Here is a 22,272-nt window from a genome sequence, read left to right as displayed (position 1 = left end):
GGGGTACCCCCACGCGCCCCTGAAAAACGCTCACCCTCTGCACAGAGGGCACGCCCCCAGGGGTGCGTGCGGGTACCCCCAGGCGAAGCTCTGGGGGAGAACGGAGCGCTCAGCCACAGTGCAGCGGCACTGTGAAGGCGACAGCAAGGGGCAATCACCGCAAGGGGACGCGGGGAACCGCGCGGAAGCCCCCGCCGGGCCGAGGCGGAGTGGCGGGTGAACCCCGGAGGGAATTCGCTCGATCGGGTGACCGGCCCGAGCAGCGTGGGCGTGGCGCCCGGCCGCAAGGAACAATCGGGGGACGCCAAGAGCCGCAAAGGGAGCCGGCCGCATGAGTCTGATGCGAACCATCCGCGGCCTGCGCCGCACACCCTGGGCACCGTTGTCGGCGCTCTGGGTCGTCGCGATGGGCGTCCTGGCCTGGCAGGTGCCCCAGGGCACCGACGTCCTGCCCGCCTTCGCCGTGACCCCCGCGTTGAGCCTGGCGACGGGCGCGCGCCGCCGCGCGGTCCTCGCCAGCGGCACCCTCGCCCTCGCCGCGCTCGGCACCGACCTCGCCGACGACTCCGTCGACGTCTCGGGCCTGTCGGCCGGCGCCGCCTGCACCGTACTGGCCGTGATAGCCGCGGGCATGTGGACCGCGGGCCGCAGGAGCCGGCTGTCTGCGGAGCTGGCCAGGACGCGGGAGATCGCGGTCGCGGCGCAGCACGTGCTGCTGCGCCCGCTGCCGCGCAGGGTGGGCGGCGTGGAGGTCAGCGGCGAGTACCTGTCGGCCAGCCACGGCGCCCGGGTCGGCGGCGACTTCTACGAGGTGCTGGCCACACCGTTCGGCGTACGCGCCCTGATCGGGGACGCGCGCGGGCACGGCCTGCCCGCGATCGGCCTGGTCGCGGCACTGCTCGGCAGTTTCCGCGAGGCCGCGCACCACGAGCAGGACCTGGCCGGTGTGGTGCACCGCCTCGACGGCGCCATGCACCGGCATCTGAGCGAGCGCCCCGCGGGCGAGGACGTGGCCGCGGAGGAGTTCGCGACCGTCCAGCTGGTGCAGCTCACCGACGACGGCGGGCTGCTCGCCGTCAACTGCGGCCACCCGCCGCCGTATCTGCTGGGCACGCGGGCGGGTCCACTGGCGCTGGGCGAACCGCTGCCGCCGCTCGGCCTCTTCGACCCGCTGCGTACGGACGTGACCGTGTGCCGCGACCGGCTCGCGCCGGGGGAGGGGCTGCTCCTCTACACGGACGGGGTCCCGGACGCCCGCGACGGCACCGGCCGCTTCTTCCCCTTGCCCGACACCCTGGCCGCTCTGGCGGCCGCCCGCGTCCACGACTCGGACGTCGCCGCCCTGCTACGCGCGGAGATCGTTCTTCATACCGGCGACCACCGCGCCGACGACATCGCGCTCCTCGTCCTCAGCCCCACCCCCGCCTCCGCCTCCCGGCACGCGGTGATCCCGTCCGGGCCGGGAAGGCCCCGATCGCGTCGGTGACGGGAGCGCCGGCGGCCGCCGGCGTCAGCGGCCGACCAGCCGGAGGGCGGCCTCGTTGAAGGCGCGGACGCGGGCGGTGGCGGCGTCGGCACGCCAGTGCAGGCACCACTCCAGCGGCGGGGTCGCGCCGGCGAGCAGCTGCCCGCCGGCGGCGCCGACGAACGCGACGCTCAGCGTGCCGGTGATGCCGCGGCCGGTGTCGACCGCCCGCTCGAACGCGGCGGCGATACGTGCCCAGGACGGCCGGACCTCCTCCGCCGACTGCCTGCCCACCGCGGTCAGTTCCACCCGGCGGCTGGTGCGGTTGAACAGCGGGACGCCGATGCGGCGTTCCAGCTCGCCGATGGTCCGGCTGACCCGGGTGGTGGACAGGTGCAACCGCTCCGCGGTCCGGCCGAAGGGCAACTCCTCGGCCAGGGTGAGGAAGGCGTCCAGCTCGTGTCGCTCCGGCATCGCGCCCCCGCGTCGTGAACCCCGCATCGTGAACCCAGGCTTCACGGTCATTGCGCAGGTCGGCGTTGATGCGGCTCCCGCGTCCGGCGAGGGTTGAGGCAGCTCGGAAACCCTTCCGACCTGCAGAGGAGCACACGATGTACGTCACCGACGGCCATGCGCTGTCCGCCCCGGCCGGTGCCACGGAGTCCGTCGTCGCAGAGTTGCGCGACCGCGCCGAGATCCTCGACGCGCTCCACCGGTTCGGCCTGGGCCAGGACCTGAAGGACCCCCGGCTGTTCGCCTCGTCCTTCGCCGCCGACGCCGAGCTGGACTTCGGCCCCGCGGCGGCGAAGTGGGGAGCCAGGCCGCCGGTGATGGTGGGCCGGGACATGATCGTCACCACGATCCTCGGCCTTTTCGCCGGCCGGGTGGACACCACCCACCAGGTCACCAACCCGCGCATCGCGCGCGATGGCGACGCCGCCCGCCTGACCGCACTGGTGGAGGCCCAGCACCTGCTCACCGCCGACCACGGCACCTTCGCCCTGCTGAAGAACCCCTACGACGTCGACCTGGTCCGCGACGGCGACCGCTGGGTGATCCGGCGGCTGCGGATCGACAACGCCTGGTACACCGGCGACCCCGCCGCCATCTTCGCCGCCTGACGACCACGGAGAGAAGAACACGATGAACGACCTCGCAGAACTACGCCGGTCCGTCCGCGCACGGGTGCTGCTTCCCGGGGACGACGGGTCCGACGCCGCCCGCCGCCCCTGGAACCCGGCCGTCACGCAGGACGTGCCCGCGGTGGTCGAGGCGGCGGACGTCGCCGACGTCGCCGCGCTGCTCCGCCACGCCGCCGCCCGCGGGCTGCGGGTGCCGGCCCAGCCCAGCGGGCACGGCGCCACCGGCGACCCGGACGGCGCGATCCTGCTGCGCACCCGGCGCCTCGGCGAGGTCGCGGTCGATCCCGTCGCCCGCACCGCACGGGTCGGCGCGGGGGTGCGCTGGGGCGAGGTGCAGCAGGCCGCCGGCGCGCACGGCCTGACCGGCCTCCCCGGAAACTCTCCTGTGGTGAGCGTGACCGGCTACCCCCTCGGCGGCGGACTGAGCTGGTTCTCCCGCGCCGTGCACCGGGCGCTCTGAGCGCACCGGGACAGGCCGGCCGGTCCCTCAGCCCGCAGCCAGCGCGGCGACCGTGGCCGAGGCCAGCGCGTCGAGCCCGGCGGGGCTGTACGCCGCGCCCAGGACGGCCTGCCGCCAGTAGAGCGGACCGGCCAGCAGGTCGACGGCGAGGTCGGGGGACATACCGGCGGGGACCTCGCCGCGGGCGGCGGCCTGCGCGAGCACCGCCGCCACGATCCCGCCGTGCGCCTCGCGCAGCGCGCCGTGCAGCGCTTCCGCCAGCTCCGGGCTGCGGGCGGCCTCGGCGAGCAGGTCGGGGAGGATCTGCGCGACCGCGGGATGGCGCAGCGCCCGCGCGCTGACCTCCAGCAGCGCTCGCACGTCGCCGCGCAGCGAACCCGTGTCCGGCACCGGGAGCCCCTGCGCGGCGACCGCGGGCACGACGTCGAGGACCAGCGGCAGCTTCGAGTGCCACCGCCGGTAGACCGCCGCCTTGCCGACGCCCGCCCGCCGGGCGATGCCCTCCATGGACATCCGCGCGTAGCCGACCTCGGCCAGTTCCGCGAAGACCGCGGCCCTGATCGCCTCGGTGACCTCCGCCCGGAGGACGGCAGCACCGGCGGGCGGCCGGCGGGGCGGCGGCGAGGTGGAGTCTTCTGCGGTCATACGAGGAGCCTATCGCGACGGAACGGTTGCGTTCCGACCTCCACGGGTCGTAGCGTTCGTTGCGACGATACGGACCCGTTCCGACGTGAACCCTCGGAGACCGCCCATGCAGGACACCACTCCCCTCGCCGCCCTGGCCGCGGCCCACGGGCTGACCGTCAGCGGCGCCCGGCCCTCACCGGCCGGATACGCCCGGCAACTGTGGAGCCGCCGGCACTTCATCCACGAGTTCGCCAAGGCGCGCGCCAAGGCCCCGTACGCCCAGGCCAGGCTCGGCCAGCTGTGGCAGCTCGGGACACCGCTGCTCAACGCGGTCGTCTACTACCTGGTCTTCGGCGCGCTGCTCGGGTCGGGCCGCGGAGTGCCGGACTACATCCCCTTCCTCTGCACGGGGATCTTCGTCTTCGGCTTCACCCAGTCGGCGGTGCTGGCCGGCGCGCGCTCGCTGACCGACAACATCGGGCTGGTCAGAGCCCTGCACTTCCCGCGGGCCGGGCTGCCGCTGGCCGTCACCCTCGTACAGCTGCGACAGCTCGTGCTGTCGCTCGCGGTGCTCGCCGTGATCGTCGTGGCCGGCGGGGCACCCGTCACCGCCCGCTGGCTGCTCGCGGTCCCCGCCCTGGCGCTGCAGACCGTCTTCACCGCGGGATGCGCCCTCGCCGTGGCCCGCGCCGGCGCCCGCACCACCGACTTCGCCCAGCTGCTGCCCTTCGTGGTCCGCAGCTGGATGTACGCCTCCGGGATCTTCTACGACCTCTCCCGGATCACCGCCCGCGTCCCGCACGCCGTGGCGCTGGCGCTGGCCGCCAACCCGGCGCAGGTCTACGTCGCGCTGGTGCGCTACGCCCTGATCGACAGCGTCACCCCCGGCCGGCTGCCGGCCCACGTGTGGCCGCTCGCGCTGATCTGGGCGACTGTGGCGGGGTGTGCGGGATACGCGTTCTTCTGGTCGTCCGAGGAGGAGTACGGACGTGGCTGAACAGTCCGCAGGCGAGGCCGCAGCGCAGCCCCAGCAGGCCGGGAGCAAGGCCGGGCCGGTAGCCGGGCCGACGCCCCGGCGGGAGACCGAGCGCGAGACCGGGCCGGAAACACGCCCCGAGCAGGGAGCCGGGCCGCGGCCCGCGACGCCGCCGGGAGTGCCGACCGTCGTGGTCGACGGCCTGCACGTCGTCTACCGGATCTACGGCGCCGGCGCCGGCCACGGCAGCGCCACCGCGGCCCTGCGCCGCATGCTGCTGCGCCAGGGCACGCCCAGCGTGCACCTCGTGCACGCCGTCAGGGGCGTGAGCTTCACCGCCTACCGCGGCGAGGCGATCGGCATCATCGGCTCCAACGGCTCGGGCAAGTCCACCCTGCTCAAGGCCATCGCGGGCCTGCTCCCGCCGGACCGCGGCCGGGTCTACACCGACGGCCAGCCGTCCCTGCTCGGCGTGAACGCGGCGCTGATGAACGACCTCACCGGGGCCGTCAACGTGATCCTCGGCGGCCTGGCGATGGGCATGTCCCAGGAGGAGGTGCACGAGCGCTACCAGGGCATCGTCGACTTCTCCGGCATCAACGACAAGGACGACTTCATCTCCCTGCCGATGCGCACCTACTCCTCCGGCATGGCCGCCCGGCTGCGGTTCTCGATCGCGGCGGCCAAGAACCACGACGTGCTGATGATCGACGAGGCGCTGGCCACCGGCGACCGCGACTTCCAGCGCCGCTCCGAGGAGCGCATCCGCGAGCTGCGCAAGGAGGCCGGCACGGTCTTCCTGGTCAGCCACAACAACAACTCCATCCGCGACACCTGCGACCGCGTGCTGTGGCTGGAGAAGGGCGAGCTGCTCATGGACGGCCCCACCGACACCGTGATCAAGGCCTACGAGGCCCACACCGGCGGCAGCTGACCCCGCCGGAAACAGGGCCACCGCCTTCCCGTCAGTACGGGTAGAAGCCCGCCCCCGACTTCCGGCCGAGGCGCCCGGCGTCCACCATCCGCTGGAGGATCGGCGGGGCCGCGTACAGCGGCTCCTTGTACTCGGCGTACATGGAGTCGGCGATGGCGGCGATGGTGTCGAGGCCGATCAGGTCGGACAGCTTGAGCGGACCCATCGGGTGGGCGCAGCCCATCTCCATGCCGTTGTCGATGTCCTCGCGGGTCGCGATGCCCGACTCGAACATCCGGATCGCGGACAGCAGGTACGGCACCAGCAGGGCGTTCACCACGAAGCCCGACCGGTCCTGCGCCCGGATCGCGTGCTTGCCCAGCACCTGCGTGACGAGGTGCTCCGCCCGCTTGAGGGTGTCACTGCCGGTGGTGAGCGCGGGGATCAGCTCGACCAGCGCCTGCACGGGCGCCGGGTTGAAGAAGTGGATGCCCAGCACGTGGTCCGGGCGGGAGGTCGCCACCGCCAGCCTGACCAGCGGGATCGACGAGGTGTTGGACGCCAGGATCGCGTCCTCGCGGGTGACCACCTGGTCGAGCACCCGGAAGATGTCGGTCTTGACCTGCTCGTTCTCCACCACGGCCTCGATCACCAGGTCGCGGTCGGCGAACTCGCCGAGATCGGTGGTGAAGCTCAGCCGCCCGAGCGCGTCGTCCCGCTGCTCCGCGGTGATCTTGCCGCGCTCGGCCGCCTTGTCGAGCGAGTGGGTGAGCCTGGCCCTGCCCAGCTCCAGCGCCTCGCCCGTGGTCTCGGCGACCCGGACGTCGAGCCCGGCCTTCGCGCACACCTCGGCGATCCCGGAACCCATCTGGCCGGCGCCGACCACTCCGACGCGCTCGATGTCACTCACTCGACCAGCCTTTCGCGCAGCTTCACGTTTACCGGACAGACGTTACCGGTGTACGGAGCCGGCGCCGCGGGTGGGACCGGCACCGTGCCGGTCCCACCCGCGGCCGCCATGCGCTCAGGAGTGCGGCTGCCAGGCCCCTGCGGGGCTCAGACCTTGGTGCACGCGGCTCCGTTCAGCGTGAACGCGCCGGGCACGGCCGCGGTCCCGGTGACGGTGCCGCCGAAGCCGAACGTCGCGTTGCCGCCCGCCGGAATCGAGGTCGCCCAGCTCGGCGCGGTGACCGACACGGCCGCCCCGCTCTGCGTGTAGTCCGCGCTCCACAGCGAGCTGATCGTCTCGCCCGCCGTGAACGTCCAGCCGAGCTTCCAGTTGCTCACCGCGGAACTGCCCTTGTTGGTCACGGTGACGGAGGCCTGGAAGCCGCCCGGCCAGCTGTTGGTGATCGCGTAGCCGACCGTGCACGCCCCGGTGGCGGGCGGAGTCGTCGGAGGCGTGGTGGGCGGTGTGGTGGGGGGAGTCGTCGGAGGTGTCGTGGGAGGCGTGGTGGGGGGAGTCGTCGGAGGTGTCGTCGGCGGGGTGGTCGGCGGCGTCGTACCGCCGGAGCTGTCCGAGGTGTCGCCGTAGATGATGCCGCGGCCGTTGGTCGCCACGTACACCCGGCCGAAGACCCGCGGGTCGCCGGTGATGGCGGTGTTGGTGACCCCGTACTGGTGGGCGTTGTCGTTGATCCGCACCCAGTTCGCACCCGCGTCGGTGGAGCGGAAGATGCCGCGGACACCGCCGATCTTCGCGCTGGTGTACAGCGCCTGGTAGGACGCGCCGGGGGCGGCCTTGCCGAAGCCGATGGTGTCGGCCTCCTGCACGTCGGACAGCTTGGTGAAGGACGCGCCGGAGTTCGTGGAGTGCCACAGCCCGTAGGTGCTGCCGCTGCCGCCCACGACCCACACGTCGCCCTCGGCGCCGGGCAGCGCCTTGAGCTTCCCGCTGTCGTTGGGCAGCCCGGTGGCCGCGGTGGCGGTGAAGGTCGCGCCGCTGTCGGTGCTCACGTAGAACTTCCCGGCGTACAGGCCGTAGAACTTCTTCGGGTTCACCCGGTCGGACCCGATCGCCGCGCCGGTCGGCAGGCCGCTGGAGGCGGACCAGGAGTTGCCGAAGCCGGTGGTGTGCTGGACGCCGGTGCCCTGCGGGCTCCACAGGAACCCGCTGCCGTCGGCCGCCGCCGCGACCGTACCGCCGCCGCTGACGCCCGACGGGTCGGTGCCGGCGAACCAGTTGGCGCCGTCGTCGGTGGAGAAGGCCACATGGGCGCCCGTGTCCTGGTTGCCGACCCGCACCATGGTGTTCGGGTTGGCGGCCGCGAAGTCCAGGCTCGTGGTGGTGGTGAAGTTCGGCTGGGTGAACATCATCGGGGGTACGGCCGTCAGGTCGGTGTGCCGGAAGCCGCCGATGTCGCCGAGCGCGCTGATCAGCGGGGCGCCGCTGGGCGGGCTGATCAGGTCCTGGACCGACGTCTCCTCAAGGCCCTTGGCGTTCGGCTTGACGGTGAACTTCGCGCCGGTGTCCCAGTTGGTGAGGTTGTCGGTGCCGTAGAGGGTCGCGCCGGTGCCGTACCACATGCGGTTGGAGTTGAACGGGTCGATCTCCAGCGACTCGGTCATCCAGCCGAGCTTGGGGGTCTCCTCCGGCGGTGCCGGGTTCGCGCCCCAGCTCAGCCAGGGGGAGGCGGAGACGTCCATGGTGTAGCGGTCGCTGCGGGTGGGGTAGCTGGGGGTGTCCCAGGCCCGCGTCCAGGTCGCGCCGCTGTCGGTGCTGCGGAACACCTGGGTGTCGGCCCACCAGGAGCTGTACCCGGTGACCATGACGGTGCCCGGGTGCTGGCGGTCCACCGTCAGGCCGCTGTAGCCGAAGTAGGTGTCGGCGTCCGACATCGGGCTGATGTTGGTCCACGTGCCGGTCGCGGTGGCGTATCGCCAGACCTGGCCCTTGGCGCCGTCGTAGGGGCCGCCGGTGTCGCTGGTGGCGAGGTAGAGGTAGCCGTTGACCGGGTCCAGGACGCCCTTGTGCGCGATGTAGCCGGTGGGCTGGCCGGCCAGCCGGGACCAGGTGGCGCCGCCGTCGGCCGAGCGGTAGACGGTGTTGGCCTTGTCGGCCACGCCCACGTAGATCGTCTGCGTGGTCGAGCCCTTGGCGGCGCTGCGCGGGTCGAAGGTCACCCACACGTCGCCCTGGTTGTCGCTCTGGTAGCCGGTGCTGTCGGAGGCGTCGGCGACGTAGTTGCCCACGTTGGGGAAGGAAGTGACCTTCGCCCAGGTCACGCCGGAGTCCGTGCTGCGCCACAGTCCGTTGCCGCTGGGCGCGGCGAAGTACAGGATGCTGTCCTTGTTCGGGTCGATGGCCAGCCGCTCACCCATGCCGCGGCCCGGCATGTTGCCGCCGAGCTTGAACGGCAGCGCGGTCGCCGACCAGGTCGCCCCGCGGTCCGACGAGCGCAGGATGGAGCCGTTGTCGGGATCCCAGGAGTTGGTGTACATCCCGACCGCCGCGTACACCTTGTCCGGTGCGAGGGCGTCGGTGGCCAGGCTCACCACGCCGTTCTTGTTCCAGTCGGTCCAGCCCGCCGAGTCCAGCAGGGGTGTCCAGGACTTCGTCGACTCGTTCCAGCGGTATGCGCCGCCGATGTCGGTACGGGCGTAGGCGAGGTTCTTCTCCGACTGGTTGAAGATGATGCCGGGGACGAAGCCGCCGCCCTGGATCTGCACGTTCTTCCAGCTGTACGTGTCCGCGACGGCGGTCGGCGCCGCCGCGGCGTCCGAACCGGTGGCGGCGGCGGTGGCCGAGGCCACGGTGACGGCGCCGCCGATCAGGGAGAGTGCCGCGACGAGCGCGGCGAGGGGTCTGCGAAGCATGGGTACGTCCTCGATGTGGGGGGCGGACGAACGATGAGAGATGCGTGGGAGCGCTCCCACGAGAGGTCCGATGATAGCGCTCGCATGTCAGGGCGAGAAGGGTCTGCCAACGGTCGTTTGTGGGCGGTCCGTTGCCCCACCCGTCGGATGTCGCCCCGTGCGCAGGGTGCCCCCGGAAAGGCTCACCCCGCGCGCGGAGAGGGCCTGGTTCGGGGAGGGGGTGGTGGGGGAAGGGATGGACGGATCCCGGGTCGGCGAGTGACACATCCTCAGGAGGCAGCATGCCGAAGCTCTCGCGGAGAACGCTCACATTGGGCGCGGCCACCGTGGCCGCATCCGCGGCACTGCCGCTCGCGGCGGCGACCGCGGCAAGTGCGGCGACAGCCGCGTCCTCGGGGCGGACCGCGGCGCAAACGGCATCGCACGGCCACCCCGACCCGCACCGCAGGGAACTGCGGGGCATGTGGATCGCGACCGTCGCGAACACCGACTGGCCGTCGGCCCCCGGCCTGTCGCCGGAAGCCCAGCGCGCCGAACTGCTCGACCTGCTCGACCTGGCGGTCGAGCGGCGGCTGAACGCCGTCATGCTCCAGGTGCGGCCCACCGCGGACGCGTTCTGGCCCTCCCCGTACGAACCGTGGGCCGCGTACCTGACCGGGACCCAGGGGCGCGACCCCGGCTGGGACCCGCTGGGCACCGCCGTCCGCGAAGCGCACAGCCGCGGCCTCGAACTGCACGCCTGGTTCAACCCCTACCGGGTGGCCAACAGCGCCGACCCCGCCCTGCTCGCCCCCACCCACCCGGCACGGCTGCACCCGGAGTGGACGGTCGCCTACGGCGGCAAGCTCTACTACAACCCCGGCCTGCCCGAAGTGCGCCGCTTCGTCCAGGACGCGATGCTCGACGCGGTCCGCCGCTACCCGGTCGACGCCGTCCACTGGGACGACTACTTCTACCCCTACCCGGTCGCCGGCCAGGTCTTCGACGACGACGCCGCCTTCGCCGAGTACGGCGCCGGCTTCCCCGACCGCGACGCCTGGCGCCGCAACAACACCGACCTGCTGGTGCGCGAGACCGCGGCCCGTATCAAGGCGATCCGCCCCGGGACCCGGTTCGGCATCAGCCCCTTCGGCGTCTGGCGGAACGCCGCCACCGACCCGCTGGGCTCGGCCACCACCGCAGGCGTGCAGACCTACGACGACCTGCACGCCGACACCCGCGGCTGGGTCCAGCGGGAGTGGATCGACTACATCGTCCCTCAGGTCTATTGGAACATCGGCTTCGCCGCGGCCGACTACGCGGCCCTGGTCCCCTGGTGGTCCGACGTCGTCGCCGGCACCCGGGTGCGGCTCTACGTCGGTGAGGCCCTCTACAAGGTCGGGGTCGCGGGCCAGCCCGCCGCGTGGCAGGACCCCCGAGAGCTGCTCCGACACCTGGACCTCTGCGCCGAACACCCGGAGGTCCGAGGGAACGTCTACTTTTCGGCGTCGCAGGTCCGGGCTGACCCCTTTGGGGCCATGACCCTCGTCCAGGACCGCTACGCACAGCGGGGTGGGCAATGGGCACGCTAGAGAGGATGGCGGTGGCACGGCTGCTGCTCCTCACCAGCAGATAGCGCCGCGGGTTACAGCTGCGCGCTTGTCTTTCCAGGAGCCGGCACAAAGTGCCGACCGGCGCGGGGTGCTGCAACTCCAGAGCGCGCGTCGCCCAGGAGGGGTGAGCGCTCACATTCAGTGTGAGAGGCCCAGGTGTGCGCAGTCGGCCAGCGGGGACACTGCTCCGGTAGATGGTCGAAATGAGACTGACACATCCTTCGGCGCCACCTCAAGGGGTGTGCGGTACGAGCCTGTTCCGGCGCCGGCCCCGCGCGCCAGCCGTCCGCGCGGGGACCTCGGCTTCTGGCGCCGACGCGAGCGCAGGGGCACCCAGGGCAAGGGTTGGGACGGGAGGTCTCACCGATGACCGGGTGAATCGGTTCGTGTCGTGAGGCTTGACACTGCGAGGGGTGCAGGTGCACGTTCTTGTATCCGAAACATCTGTCCCTCCAGTGACGCCATATCTCCGACCGATCGGTATGTGTGAGCGCTAACACCGTGGGTGCCTTTCAGGCGAGCCGAGGGGTCGGGCGGTCCGGGCGCCACCCTTCCCCCTGGTTGTCGGCGAGTTGTGGTGGGACAAGGCCAACCCGGCGGGTCGCTCACCGCCTTACGGCTTCAGCGCCGCCCCAACCGGTTCACCACCTGCCCGTGCCTGGTCCGTTTACAAGGAGGATCGTGTGAAGCGACAACACGTACAGCCGCCGCGCCGTCGACGCCTGGCCCTTTGGTCCGTGGCCGTCGTGGCGCTGCTGACCGGGGCTGTGGGAACACAGCCGGCCACGGCGACCGCCCCTCGAGCCACGCCGGCAGTTGCCTCGCCGGCCTCCGGCACCGACGGCGTCACCGCTGGCAACGCCGCCATCGCGTCGGTCGACCTGGCCGGCACGTGGGGGTTCACCCCGGTGGGCCGGTCGGCGACGTCGATCACGGTGCCGGGCGGCGGTTGGTACAAGCAGGGCTTCACCGATGTGAACGAGGCGGTGTACTCCCGCACGATCACCGTGCCGGACTCCGGGCAGCCGCAGTCCGCGTGGATCGAGTTCGGCGCGGTGAACCACCAGGCGACCCTGTCGGTCGACGGTCGGACGGTGGCGACCAGGACCACCGCCTTCACGCCGTCGGGCTTCGACATCAGCGCGTACGCGGCACCGGGTACCACGCACACCATCACGGTCGATGTGAAGGGCAGGGGTGCCCTGAAGAACCCCGCGAACGGCAGGTATCTGGTGCCCGACGCGGCCGACTGGGCCGAGGCCGTGCCGCAGGGGATCTTCCGTTCGGCGTTCCTGCGCGTGTATCCGGCGGTGTACGTCAGTGACACGTTCGTCCGTACGTCGGTGGCGAATCAGACCCTCGCCTACGACGCGTCGGTGACCAACACCTCCGGCGCCGCGCGGACGGTGACGCTGACCGGTTCGCTCGCATCGGACAACGGCACGTCGTTCACCTACCCGGCGCTGCCGAGCAGCACGGTGACCGTGGCCGCCCATTCGACCGTCAAGGTGACGGTCGGGCCGGTGGCGTGGAACCTGGGCTCCTCCTCGTACTGGTGGCCCAACGTCCCCTACCGGCAGGGGTATCGGGCGCAGTTGCACCGCCTGACGGTCCACGCGGCGACCGACGACGGCCGCACCAGCGACGCGACCTACCGCTTCGGATTCCGGGAGAGCAGCCAGAACGGCGAGTACTACTACCTCAACGGCGTGCGGGTGAACTTCCGCGGCGACAACCTCCAGGGCGCGGACTTCGACCGCATCAACGACGGCGGCAAGGGCGACGCCTACGACACCCTGCCCGGCTTCCTCGCGCCCTCCTCGGGCAACGGCGGCTGGCCGCAGGCGGTCGACAACTACCAGCGGCTCAACTACAACGTGGTCCGCATTCATCAGGAGCCGGCCAGCCCCTACATGCTCGACGTGGCCGACGAGATGGGCCTGATGATCATCGACGAGACCGGCATCCGCGGCTCCAACAGCCTTCAGGACTTCGTCGCCGGGCACGACAACATGGTCGACCACGCCCGCGCGCTGACCCTGCGCGACCGCAACCACCCGGCGATCATCCGCTGGAGCCAGAGCAACGAGCCCGGCAGCAGCGGTATGGACTCGGAGCAGTTCGAGAAGGACCTGTACGCGGCGATGAACGGCAACGACGGCACCCGGCCGGTCAGCGTCGACGCGTGGGTCGGCGCTCCGGCCAACCCCTACCCCACCATGACGTACGCCAACTTCGATGTCTTCGGGCACTACTTGGACGGTTTCGGCACCTACGGCGAGAAGGTCGTGTCGGTGGCCGGCCGGCCCGACGGCGAGGGCGAGTACATCTGGCCGAAGTGCAACACCAAGCAGGGCTTCGAGTGGTTCGCCACCACGATGGTGGCCAAGCGCGGCAAGGACGCCAGCGACTTGCGCCCCTACACCCTGCTGTCCGCCTGGGCGGGCGTCATACCCGGCGTCCGCACCACCGACTTCACCCCCGAAGAGGGCGGCCATCCCGTCTACGGCGCCGACAACCTCTCCGACCCGTGGAGCAATCCGCAGATCCAGCGCATCCAGGCCGCGTTCAACCCGGTCGCCGCGATCGACCTGCCCTACTGGTCGGCCTCGGGCGCGTCGGACTCCAACGGCACCTTCCCGCTCCCGCAAGCGGTCCCCGGATACGCCGCCAACAGCACCGTGAACCGTGCGATCTCGGTGTTCAACGACGACTTCACCGGCACCGCCGTGGGCTTCGCCTGGAGCGCCCACCTCGACAGCGCCACCGGCCCGGTGATCGCCTCCGGGAACACCACCCTCACCGTCCCGCTCGGCTCGAAGGCGACGCAGACCGTGTCGTTCACCGCGCCGTCCAGCGGCTCACGGGTCTACCTCGTCCTGTCCACCAGCAAAGCCGGGACGACCGTGTTCAGCGACGCGGTCGAGTACTTCACCCTTGGCAGCTCCACGAGCCCCGCGCCGGGCACCTACCGGATCGTCAACCGCAACAGCGGCAAGCCGCTGGCCATCGCCGGCAACTCCACGGCCGACGGCGCCAAGGCCGTCCAGCAGACCGGGAACGCGACCTGGACCCTCGGCTCCGCCCAGGACGGCGCCTACACCCTGCGCTACACCGCGAGCGGCAAAATGCTCGACGTCAACGCCTCCTCCACCACTGCCGGACTGCAGTTGCAGCAGTGGTCCGCCAACGGGGGCACGAACCAGCAGTGGTACCTCCGGCCGACCGGTGACGGCTACTACACCATCGTCAGCCGCGCCAGCAGTCTGGCCGCCGATGTGTCCGGCCAGTCGACCAGCGACGGCGCCCAAGTCGTGCAGTGGGCCGTCAACAACGGCGCCAACCAGCAATGGCAGCTGACACCGGCCTGAGCCGGCGGCCCGCCTGTCGGATGTGCCGCCACCTCCCCGTGGCGGCACATCCGGGGCGTGCGGACATCCCGGGGGGCACACAGGGCTGATTCAAAGTCCTGGTGATCATGTGTTGGTGCAGGTCAGGTGAGTCCGAGCAGGTCGAGTGGGTGTGTGAAGGGTTGGTAGGAGGCTTGTCGTAGCCCGGCGGCGATGCTGCGGTGGCCGGCGTCGCGGAGTGTGTTGACTGCGAGGTTGCGCAGTGTGGCCATGTTCGCCGGACCGTGCCCGGTGCGGATCTGGGAGGCGTCCTCGGCGAAGGTCGTGTCCCTCACGTGGTGGACCGACTCGATGCCCCAGTGGCCGCGGGCGAGTTGTCCGAGATGCTGGGGGGATGCCTGATGGGTAGCCATATCGGTGATCGCGTGGACGGTCTGCCGGGTGGTCTTCCCGCTCTTGGCGTCGGTGCGGTAGCGGTGGATCTTCACGGCCTGCGTGACATGCGGGAAGTCCAGGCCGAGGCCGGTGACGGTCAGCACACGCACCGAGCGGGTCTCGCGTCGGCCGTGCCCGGTCTCGCGGTCGTAGCGGGCGGCGGGTGGAACCTGCAGGGCGGCCTGGTGGATGGCGTCGGTGATGGTCATGCCGACCGAGTACGACAGCCACCGGCCCCGCTTCGCGAGCCAGGCGACGAACTCGTGGGTGCCGCCTGCGGAGTCGGTACGGATCAGCGTCTGGCGTCCGCGCCGGTACTTCTTCGGCAGCTGGGCCAACGCGAGTTGGGCTGTGGTGATGTGGTCGGCGGCGGTGTTGCCGCCCGCTACCGCCAGCGCGCCGATGGTACGGGCCATGTTCCCAGTGCCGATGATCTGATGCCGCTCATGAGGTGTGCTCTCTTCCTTGTTCTCGAACTTTCGCTTTGTTTCGTTTGTGCCGAGTCACCCAACTGGGTGAGCCGCAGAGCTCGGCGCTGGCGGAGGAGCCGGGGGTCCGACTGGATGCCGGCATCCAGTCGGACCCCCGATTCCGCCGGTAGGTCGGGATGCGTGAACCTGCCCCTCGATGACCTCTTCCAAGGAGGTCACAGACATGGGACGAGGCATCCATGATCGTTACTCCCCGTTCGTGCGCAGTTCCCAGGGCTGCATGCCGAGGACATGCGCAAGGTGCCCCTGCAACTCGACGGCGGACGGCAGCGGGCGCCACCATATGGTCACCTCGGCAATCTCGCCGTCCGCGTCGAGCAGGGCGTAATCCACTCCGTTGACTACGGTGTCTTCGATCTGCAGCCGGAAGAATGCGGTGTGGTGGGTCTCGCCGCTGAGGACCTCCCTGTAAGTGAGGTCGGCCGCCAGCCTGTGGACGGTCTGTATGGCTTCCACGACGGCCTCGCGCCCGATGAGTGGCTCGTCGCCGAGCGGGCTTCGGGCGCGCGCAGCACTTCAACGTGTTGCGAATGTCCGCATTCGGGGCCAGTCCCTTGGCCCGTGATGACTGCGTTCCAGCGGGCATGCCCGCACATACCGGTGTGTCCGTTCAGATCACCGTGGTGCCGCCGTCAGTGGTCAGTTCCAGCCCGTTCACGTAGCTTGAGTCGTCCGAGGCGAGGAACAGCGCGACCGTCGCGATCTCCTCGGGGCGGCCCATCTTGCCCCGCGGGATCAGGGACTCGAACTGCCGCTTCCTCTCCTCGTCGAACAACTCCTCCTGCTTGGCCGTGGCGACCTGGCCGGGGGCCAGCACGTTCACCCGGATCCGCCTGTCCCTCAGCTCGTTCAGCCACACACGGGCCCAGGCCTGCTGCACGGCCTTGCTCCCCGCATACACACTCCACCCGGGGAAGCCCCTGAGCGAAGCGTTCGACCCGGTCATGAAGATCGAGCCACCGTCGTTGAGCAGCGGCAGCGCCTTTTGCGCCGTGAACAGCGTGCCGCGCGCGTTCAGCCAGATACGCACGCGAATACAAGCTCGCCATCGCCGCGCGGCTCGCCGGAACGGCCCGCGAAGCCGGCGCCACCAACCCCGAACAGCTCGGCGAACAACTGGCGCTGCTCCTCGATGGCGCCTCGGCCCGCCCCCGGGTCCTCAACGCCGAATCCTTCCCCGCCGCCATCGCCGCCGTCCTCATGGACAACGCCCTCCCCGCGACAGACCCGGGGGCGCCATCTGGCTACTGAGGTCGATCGGGTCATTGAGTGACTTCAGGTTCTTATGGGGCTTCTGGCACCACTCAATGATCACCTGAAGGTCCAGGATACGCCGAACAAATCGGTCCAGCTTCCAGAAGTAGAGGACATCGAACTCAGGTGCCCGGTCGTTCAACCACTCTCCGAGTTCCTTGTGCTTTCCATGGCGGAACCTTGGTTGCGGACACGTTCAGACCCCGGGTGCCGATGGCCGTTCATCTATGCGGGCAGTCATCCCAACACCGGAGCAAACCCCCGGATCGGGTCCAACCCGTACACCACTTCATAGGACGCAACCTTAGTGCGGGCCTCAGGCCGCCAAGTCGTCGCCAAGCGCGGTGAGCTAAATTCGTGGCGCATGCCGTGTACGTTGGCTGACTTTTGGAGGAGTTTATGCCAGAAGCTATTGGATTGGACAAGGTTTATTCAGCGATCGAAGAAGCGGCCCGGCTGCTGGACGTGCCGTGTTCGCTCGACCAGGTCTCGCAGGCTCTGAAGGCGTTCGGAGACGAACTCCCCGATGCCCACCTGGTTTTCAGTATGGCGGGCGGTGAACGCCATCGCGGGGAGCTCGACTTCGACTTCTCGGTGTCTCCCAAGGGCCTGAACCCCTATGCCACCGCGCTGGCGGAAGGTCTTGCCAAGGAGACCGACCACCCCGTCGGCTCACTGCTGACGGAGGTCCAGGCGCGCTTCGATATTGCAAGTTACGGTGTCGAGTACGGCGTCATCGGCGGCTTCAAGAAATCTTATGCGTTCTTTCCGCTCGACGATCTCCCGCCGCTGGCGAAGCTCGCCGAAATCCCCTCCATGCCGCCTGCCCTTGCCGAGCACGTGAGCATGCTGACGAGCCTCGGACTGGACGACAAAGTGTCGATCATCGGGCTCAACTACGCGAAGCGGACGCTGAATGTGTACTTCGGCGCGGCAGTCGTGGAGACGGAGGCCAAGCTTTCGATGCTGCACGCGTTCGGGTTCCCTGAGCCGGACGCCCGCGTCGCGGAGTTCATCAAACGGTCGTTCTCCATGTATCCCACCTTCAACTGGGACTCCTCGGCGGCCGAGCGGATCTGCTTCTCCGTGAAAACCCAGAACCCGAAGGAGCTTCCCGCTCCTTTCGACCCGGAGATCGAGAAGTTCGCGTGTGACGTTCCCCAGGCATATGCCGGTGACCGGGAGTTCGTTTCCGCCGTCGCGCTGGCACCATTCGGCGAGGCATACTATAAGCTCGCAGCTTATTACCAGAAGGCGCGCGAGTCGTCGAAGGCCGCTTTTGCGGCCAAACCGAACTGATGGTGCGTTACAAGACAAGCAGGCACCAGGCCCGCGCTATGCGCCTGGCGAGTTGACGTCAAGCGGGGTGGGCGACCATCCCAGCAGGATCCGAAGTTGGCACCTGGAAGGGGAGCGCATGTCTACAGCCATTGAAGTGGAAGAATCGTCGGCCGTCATCACTGCGTACGGACAGGCATTCGCGAAGGCCGGAGCGGCGGCGTTCAACGGGCCGCGCGATAAGCTTGGCGAGACAATAGTCAGGCTCACTCTGGAATTCTTCGAGGACTCCGAGTGGCAGCCGAAGCTCATTGAGACCCTGCGTACTGCGAACAACAGTAAAGAGGGCGCGGAGGTAATGGGAAACCTGTTCTCCGCCCAGGTCTTCGCGCAGGCGGGCGTGATATTCGACGATGCCCCGCTGACCATCGACGAGCTCTCGGACAAGCTCGGCATCAATCCGCTCAACATCAACTCCTCGGCCGCGCAGCTCTGGGGCGTGTTCCTGTTCCGCTACGTCCTGGGGGTGCAGCCCCTCGCGTCGGCGTCGGTGGACCAGATCGTCGAGGTCGTCGCGCCCACCCTCCAGCGCTACATCGTTGGCTAGCGGGCATGACTAATCTCGAAAAGCCACAGGACAAGCCAGGCGACCACACCGGCGGCAATCCCATGCGCTGGAAAGCTCTGGCTGTGCTCACCGCCGTGCAGTTCATGCTCATGCTGGACGTCACCGTGGTGAACATCGCGCTCCCCAACATCCAGGACGACCTCAACTTCTCCACCGAAGGCCTCGCCTGGGTGGTCAACGGCTACCTGCTGACCGCCGCCGGATTCCTGCTGCTGGGCGGGCGTATCGCCGACCTGCTCGGCCGCCGCCGGGTCTTCGTGGCAGGCGTCCTGGTCTTCGGTGTCTCCTCGGTCATCTGCGGCGCCGCGAACACCTCCGGTCTGCTGGTCGGCGGCCGGTTCCTCCAGGGATTCGGTGAAGCGCTCGCGGGACCGGCCGCGCTCGGCCTCATCGCCGTGCTGTTCACCGACGGCAAGGAGCGGGGCAAGGCGCTGGGGATCTGGGGCGGAATGGCGGCGCTCGGCGGGGCGGTCGGCTCGGTCGTCGGCGGGCTGGTGACCGATTACATCGACTGGCGCTGGATCTTCTACATCAACGTGCCCGTCGTGCTGCTGGCGCTGGTGCTGATCCCTCGCCTGATGTCGGAGAGCCGGATGGCTCGCCGCGAGAGCCACCAGCTGGACCTGGTCGGGGCGGTCACGATCACCGGCGGGCTGACGGCAGCCGTGTACGGCCTGCTGGAGGCAGCCGACAAGCCGTGGGGGTCCTCGCGGGTGCTGCTGCCGCTGCTGGGCGGAATCGCCCTCCTGGTCATCACGGTGGTGTGGGAGGCGCGGGCACCCGAACCGCTGATCCCGCTCCGGTTCTTCAGGAACCGCACGCGGGTGACGAGCAACGTCGTGAGCATGATGTCGTTCGCGTCGTTCTACACCTACGCCTTCGTGGCGACCCTGTACCTCCAGCACGTGCTGCACTATTCGCCGATGAAGACGGGGCTGGCGTATATCCCACTCACCCTCGCAACGGGCGTCGGCATGGGCCTGTCCACCGCGCTGATGCCCCGTATCGGCGTCAAGCCGCTCGTGGTGATCGCCTTCTTCGGCAGCGCCCTGGGGCAGCTCATCGCCGCCAGCGGCTTCGCCCCGCATGCCAGTTACGTCGGCGGGGTCATGCCAGGCCTCATCGTGTTCGCATTCTTCAACGGCATGGGCTTCCCCGTTCTGATCAACGGCGGGTTGCACGAGGTCACCGGGCAGGACTCGGGGCTGGCCTCCGGTGTGCAGACCTCGATGCAGCAGATCGGTGCGGCACTGGGCCTCGCGGTCCTGGTGCCGATCGCCCTGCGCTACGTCAGCGACCACGCGGCGGACGGCAACCTCCCTGCGGTCACGTCCGACGCGTACACGCTGGTGTTGCGCGTCTCTGCCGGCGTACTCGCTGCCGCGGGTCTGCTCGCCCTCTTCCTGCTCGGGAGGGTGAACGCCAAACCGCGGGACGCCCATGCGGAGGCCGCCGGCTCGCTGACGGAATCGCCCGCCCCCGCGGCCACCGGAACCTGATCGGCGCTCAACCCCTCGAGCACGTCAACGCGCCACCCCCGAACCTGGCCGGGGATGGCGCGTTGTGCTGTGCGCCCGGGGGCAGCAGGACAGCCCGGGGCCTGGCAGGACCAGGCCGCGGGCTGTCCCGCACCTCACCTTCGACGCCGACTACCCCCAGGTGCGCGGCAACGTCTGCTTCTCCGCCACCCAGGTCGCCGCGAACCCGCTCGGCGCGATGACCCGCGCGGTCGCGGACCAGTATCCGACCCGGTTGCGCACGCCGTGAGTTCGGGCGCAGGGAAGCAGGGAAAACCCGTCGAACGGGTATGCGGTGTGCTGTTACGGTCTGCCGCGTGGCGAAACTGAACCAGATCATCGCGGTCGAGAAGGGCGTCAAGGCCAAGGCGCAGCAGGAGTTGACGGCAGCTCAGCACGATCTGCAGAAGCCCGCGCTGCTCTCCGGCATATCCAGGACCTACCAGCCCAAGGACGAGGAGGGCGAGCAACTGCCGCCCGAGTCGACGAGGGTGCAGGTCCAGGCGGAGGGCGCGCTGCGGGCCACCGCGGACGCGCTGACCCGGCTGTTCGACGTGACCGCCACCAAGGACTGGGCCAACTGCGAGGCGCGCGCCGACGTCACCGTCGAGGGACGGGTGGTCGTCGCCGCGGTGCCGGTGCCGTATCTGCTGTTCCTGGAGAAGCAGTTGACCGACCTGCACGGCTTCGTCCGCAAGCTGCCGGTGCTGGACGCCGCCGAGTCCTGGACGCTCGACCCGTCGACCGACGCGTGGAAGACCGAGCCGGTGCGCACCATCCGTACCAGGAAGGTGCCGCGCAACCACGTGAAGGCCGAGGCGACCGAGAACCACCCGGCGCAGGTGGAGGTCTACTACGAGGACGTGCCGGTCGGTTACTGGACGACGGTGAAGTTCTCCGGCGCGCTGCCCGCCCGCCGGGTGAACGAACTGCTGTCCAGGGTGGAGAAGTTGCAGCAGGCGGTGAAGTTCGCCCGCGAGGAGGCGAACGGCGCCGAGGTCACCGACCAGCGGGTCGGCGACGCCGTGCTCGGGTATCTGTTCAGCAGCTGATTCCCACCCCAAGACCCCCCTCCGCCCGAGTGCGGAGGGGTGCGCGAGGAGCGCAAAGCTGAAACTGAAGTTCGTCGTGAGCGACGTCGATTCGCCGTCAATCTCAGACTCTTGCTCCAGACTCAGCATTCGCCCGTCGCCCGCCGTACCGACCGGTCATGGTCCGGGTCGTCAGGTGCCGGTTCGACTCCGGTCCGCCGCTCTCCTTTCCTGCGGCGGTAGTTCAATGGCAGAACGAGACGACATGAGAGTGAACCGTGGCGCGACTGGTGCGGCGGGGCCTTCGGCGGCGCCTCAGGGACCCGGAGGATGGACAAAACCTCCGGGTCCCGCTCCGCTCACGGCCCCGCGCTCTGCCTGAGCACGTCGAGGAAGGCCGCGGCGGCGGCCGTCCTGTGCAGGTCGCGGCAGGTGGCCGCGTAGACCGTGCGCACCGGCAGCTCGTCCGGGCGCAGGGGCACGAGAGCCACGTCCGGGCGTACCGCGCCCACCGCGAGCGACGGCAGCAGCGTGACGCCCAGGCCCTGCGCCACGAAGCCCAGCTTGGCCAGCCAGTCGGCCACCACCAGGGTGACCCGGGGCCGGAAGCCGCCGCTCAGCGCGGGCGCCAGCAGGGTGTCCTCGGCCCTGGGGCTGCTGGCCACCCAGGCCTCGTCGGCGACGTCCGCGAGCGCCACCTCGGCCCGCCCGGCCAGCCGGTGCCCCGCGGGCAGCGCGAGCAGCATCGGGTCCTCCAGCAGGCGGACCAGATCGAGGCCTTCGAAGTCGGGGCTGCCCGTGGTGCTGACCACCGCCACGTCCAGGTCGCCGGTCAGCACCGCGGCCGCCAGCCGGTGCGAAGGACCTTCCCGCACGGTGACCGCAACCGCCGGGTGCCGGGTGCGGAAGGCGGCGTAGGCGCGCGGCAGGAGCCAGGCCTGTGCGGTGGCGAAGGCGCCGGCCCTGACCCGGCCCGCGGTCAGCTCGCGCAGCGCGGTCAGGTCCCGGCGGGCGGCGGCCAGCCGGCCGAGCACGGCATCCGCGTGCGGCAGCAGGGCGTGGCCGGCCGCGGTGAGCCGGACCCCGCGCGGCAGCCGGTCGACCAGCGGCGCCCCGGCGGCCGCCTCCAGTGAGGCGATCTGCCGGGAGACCGCCGACTGCGTGTAGCCCAGCTCCCGGGCGGCAGCGGTGAACGACCCGAGCCGCGCCACCTCGGTGAAGACCCGCAGCGCGGCGGCGGGCAGGTCGGGGACAGAGGTATGCGGACTGCTCATGCCTTACATGCTAGACATTCGCT

18 protein-coding genes and 3 pseudogenes are annotated in these 22,272 nt (G+C 70.2%); 12 read left to right on the top strand and 9 right to left on the bottom strand.

Annotated elements, in window-relative coordinates:
- The first annotated feature begins 331 nt into the window (after positions 1 to 331).
- Entirely contained in the window at positions 332 to 1,486 is a 1,155-nt protein-coding gene (locus tag NFU81_RS26980; protein WP_251494956.1) for a PP2C family protein-serine/threonine phosphatase, read from the top strand.
- Between the two features lie 24 nt (positions 1,487 to 1,510).
- Here NFU81_RS26980 and NFU81_RS26975 read toward each other — a convergent pair whose 3' ends face one another.
- Positions 1,511 to 1,939 carry a LysR family transcriptional regulator gene (locus tag NFU81_RS26975; protein ID WP_251494954.1) on the bottom strand — a complete coding sequence of 143 codons (429 nt, stop codon included), beginning with the start codon at positions 1,937 to 1,939 and terminating at the stop codon, positions 1,511 to 1,513.
- Positions 1,940 to 2,076: 137 nt separating this feature from the next.
- Here NFU81_RS26975 and NFU81_RS26970 point away from each other — a divergent pair, with 137 nt between their 5' ends.
- The gene (locus tag NFU81_RS26970) at positions 2,077 to 2,586 is read left to right on the top strand and encodes a nuclear transport factor 2 family protein (RefSeq protein WP_251494952.1); all 510 of its coding nucleotides are present in this window, start codon (positions 2,077 to 2,079) and stop codon (positions 2,584 to 2,586) included.
- 22 nt (positions 2,587 to 2,608) lie between these two features.
- Entirely contained in the window at positions 2,609 to 3,067 is a 459-nt protein-coding gene (locus tag NFU81_RS26965) for an FAD-binding protein (RefSeq protein ID WP_251494949.1), read from the top strand.
- A gap of 27 nt (positions 3,068 to 3,094) precedes the next feature.
- Here NFU81_RS26965 and NFU81_RS26960 read toward each other — a convergent pair whose 3' ends face one another.
- Entirely contained in the window at positions 3,095 to 3,712 is a 618-nt protein-coding gene (locus tag NFU81_RS26960; protein ID WP_251494946.1) for a TetR/AcrR family transcriptional regulator, read from the bottom strand.
- A 106-nt stretch (positions 3,713 to 3,818) separates the two neighbouring features.
- Between NFU81_RS26960 and NFU81_RS26955 the strand changes: the two genes are divergently transcribed.
- Together NFU81_RS26955 and NFU81_RS26950 are read left to right on the top strand one after the other, a co-directional pair.
- A complete protein-coding gene (locus NFU81_RS26955; protein ID WP_251494943.1) occupies positions 3,819 to 4,691 on the top strand; it encodes an ABC transporter permease in 873 nt (290 codons plus the stop codon).
- Positions 4,692 to 4,848: 157 nt separating this feature from the next.
- Positions 4,849 to 5,604, top strand: coding sequence for an ABC transporter ATP-binding protein (locus NFU81_RS26950; protein ID WP_251494992.1), 756 nt, complete (start codon positions 4,849 to 4,851; stop codon positions 5,602 to 5,604).
- 31 nt (positions 5,605 to 5,635) lie between these two features.
- Here the strand turns inward: NFU81_RS26950 and NFU81_RS26945 are convergent, their stop codons facing one another.
- Positions 5,636 to 6,493 (bottom strand): 3-hydroxybutyryl-CoA dehydrogenase, encoded by an 858-nt coding sequence (locus tag NFU81_RS26945; protein WP_251494940.1) that lies wholly within the window; start codon positions 6,491 to 6,493, stop codon positions 5,636 to 5,638.
- Between the two features lie 146 nt (positions 6,494 to 6,639).
- Positions 6,640 to 9,399 (bottom strand): cellulose binding domain-containing protein, encoded by a 2,760-nt coding sequence (locus tag NFU81_RS26940; protein ID WP_251494937.1) that lies wholly within the window; start codon positions 9,397 to 9,399, stop codon positions 6,640 to 6,642.
- Between the two features lie 281 nt (positions 9,400 to 9,680).
- On the opposite strand from NFU81_RS26940, the gene NFU81_RS26935 reads away from it, so the two are divergent.
- Both NFU81_RS26935 and NFU81_RS26930 read left to right on the top strand, forming a co-directional pair.
- Positions 9,681 to 10,970, top strand: coding sequence for a glycoside hydrolase family 10-like protein (locus tag NFU81_RS26935; protein WP_251494934.1), 1,290 nt, complete (start codon positions 9,681 to 9,683; stop codon positions 10,968 to 10,970).
- A 704-nt stretch (positions 10,971 to 11,674) separates the two neighbouring features.
- Positions 11,675 to 14,362 (top strand): RICIN domain-containing protein, encoded by a 2,688-nt coding sequence (locus NFU81_RS26930; protein WP_251494932.1) that lies wholly within the window; start codon positions 11,675 to 11,677, stop codon positions 14,360 to 14,362.
- A 122-nt stretch (positions 14,363 to 14,484) separates the two neighbouring features.
- On the opposite strand, the pseudogene NFU81_RS26925 reads toward NFU81_RS26930, so the two are convergent.
- The 4 genes and pseudogenes from NFU81_RS26925 to NFU81_RS26910 form a co-directional block, all read right to left on the bottom strand.
- Positions 14,485 to 15,219, bottom strand: a pseudogene (locus NFU81_RS26925) (ISAs1 family transposase); the annotation flags it as partial.
- Positions 15,220 to 15,453: 234 nt separating this feature from the next.
- Positions 15,454 to 15,723 carry a hypothetical protein gene (locus tag NFU81_RS26920; protein ID WP_251494927.1) on the bottom strand — a complete coding sequence of 90 codons (270 nt, stop codon included), beginning with the start codon at positions 15,721 to 15,723 and terminating at the stop codon, positions 15,454 to 15,456.
- A 154-nt stretch (positions 15,724 to 15,877) separates the two neighbouring features.
- A pseudogene (locus NFU81_RS26915) lies at positions 15,878 to 16,288 on the bottom strand (SDR family NAD(P)-dependent oxidoreductase); the annotation flags it as partial.
- Between the two features lie 222 nt (positions 16,289 to 16,510).
- Positions 16,511 to 16,736 (bottom strand): annotated as a pseudogene (locus NFU81_RS26910) (recombinase family protein); the annotation flags it as partial.
- 202 nt (positions 16,737 to 16,938) lie between these two features.
- On the opposite strand from NFU81_RS26910, the gene NFU81_RS26905 reads away from it, so the two are divergent.
- The 5 genes from NFU81_RS26905 to NFU81_RS26885 all read left to right on the top strand — a co-directional run bounded on the left by NFU81_RS26905 (position 16,939) and on the right by NFU81_RS26885 (position 20,996).
- Complete coding sequence (locus tag NFU81_RS26905; RefSeq protein ID WP_251494922.1) at positions 16,939 to 17,820, top strand: aromatic prenyltransferase; 882 nt, start codon at positions 16,939 to 16,941, stop codon at positions 17,818 to 17,820.
- A 118-nt stretch (positions 17,821 to 17,938) separates the two neighbouring features.
- Entirely contained in the window at positions 17,939 to 18,406 is a 468-nt protein-coding gene (locus tag NFU81_RS26900) for a TetR/AcrR family transcriptional regulator (RefSeq protein ID WP_251494919.1), read from the top strand.
- Positions 18,407 to 18,411: 5 nt separating this feature from the next.
- Positions 18,412 to 19,926 (top strand): MFS transporter, encoded by a 1,515-nt coding sequence (locus NFU81_RS26895; protein ID WP_251494916.1) that lies wholly within the window; start codon positions 18,412 to 18,414, stop codon positions 19,924 to 19,926.
- A gap of 64 nt (positions 19,927 to 19,990) precedes the next feature.
- Positions 19,991 to 20,194 (top strand): hypothetical protein, encoded by a 204-nt coding sequence (locus NFU81_RS26890; RefSeq protein ID WP_251494914.1) that lies wholly within the window; start codon positions 19,991 to 19,993, stop codon positions 20,192 to 20,194.
- Positions 20,195 to 20,261: 67 nt separating this feature from the next.
- Entirely contained in the window at positions 20,262 to 20,996 is a 735-nt protein-coding gene (locus NFU81_RS26885) for a DUF7873 family protein (protein ID WP_251494911.1), read from the top strand.
- 338 nt (positions 20,997 to 21,334) lie between these two features.
- Here NFU81_RS26885 and NFU81_RS26880 read toward each other — a convergent pair whose 3' ends face one another.
- Positions 21,335 to 22,249, bottom strand: a complete 915-nt coding sequence (locus NFU81_RS26880) for a LysR family transcriptional regulator (protein WP_251494908.1) — start codon at positions 22,247 to 22,249, stop codon at positions 21,335 to 21,337.
- Positions 22,250 to 22,272: the final 23 nt, after the last annotated feature.

Origin of the sequence: Actinacidiphila cocklensis, assembly GCF_907177275.1 — a bacterium.
In the GTDB taxonomy this organism is placed as follows: Bacteria; Actinomycetota; Actinomycetes; order Streptomycetales; family Streptomycetaceae; genus Actinacidiphila; species Actinacidiphila cocklensis.
The sequence above is the reverse complement of the archived record's forward strand: the minus strand, read 5'-3'. Positions and strand labels throughout refer to the sequence as shown.